At 42.0% G+C, this 993-nt stretch carries 1 protein-coding gene and 1 pseudogene; both read right to left on the bottom strand.

The features are described 5' to 3' along the window. Window positions 1-287, bottom strand: a pseudogene (locus tag ACRCJ0_RS15345) (magnesium transporter CorA family protein); the annotation flags it as partial. Between the two features lie 81 nt (window positions 288-368). Then, window positions 369-993, bottom strand: a 625-nt coding sequence (locus ACRCJ0_RS15340; protein ID WP_431391064.1) for a glutamate ligase domain-containing protein, incomplete at its 5' end; no start/stop codon positions are given.

Here is a 993-nt window from a genome sequence, read left to right as displayed (position 1 = left end):
CGATAGGTATTCTCGCTAATTACCTCATGACCATAGGGATACTGGATAATGATATAGGTAAATAGGTCCCCGGCATCATTTCGGTAATACTCAATCCATGATGTTTCAAACTGGTCATAAACATACTCCCCGAAGTGGACTGGCAAGTGGTAGTCTTCAAGCACCTGCCACACTTCCCCCTTATCCGGATTTTCATAATGCAACCAGGTTAATTCCTTGACTTCATTGGCCAAGCCATCTTGAAACTGGTTCTCTTGGTCAAATTGAATCACTTTTTGGTAAGCCATCTAATCCTCCTCTCAAGGTTGATAAAAATCTTTCTCTTCGCAAAAAGGCCAGCACAAAGCCGACCTTTCAATTCTTTTATTCTAGTGGATAGTAGATTGGCTGTCTGCCAATAGGTCTTCATAAGCATAAGCGAACTTCATGATATCGCCAGCACCCATAAAGATCATGACTGCATCATCATAGTCTAATAATGGTGATACATTTTCCAATGGTAATACTTGCACAGGTTTTGTTACCTTGTTAGCTAGGTCAGAAACAGACACTTGCTTGTTGTCTTTCTCACGCGCAGAAGCGAAAATTTCGCATAAGTATACGTCATCTGACAAGTCCAAAGCACCCGCAAATTCGTCCATTAAAGCGATAGTACGGCTGAATGTATGTGGTTGGAAGACAGAAACAATCTTCTTGTTCGGGTATTTTTGACGGGCAGCATTAATCGTCGCCTTAATTTCTGATGGATGGTGCGCATAGTCATCGATTAAAGTCATATCGCCAATTTTCTTCTCAGAGAAACGACGTTTAACCCCACCGAAAGTGCGTAATTCTTCCGCAACACGGTTTGCTGGGAAGTTTTCGAAGTAGCAGAAACCAATGACAGATAGAGCATTCATCACATTGTGTTCCCCGAATGTCGGAATGTCAAAATGACCATAGAATTCACCCATTACGTGCACATCGAAATGAGAGCCATCAGTAGCTAGATCA

It is taken from the genome of Aerococcus sp. L_32, assembly GCF_050689315.1.
The sequence above is the reverse complement of the archived record's forward strand: the minus strand, read 5'-3'. Positions and strand labels throughout refer to the sequence as shown.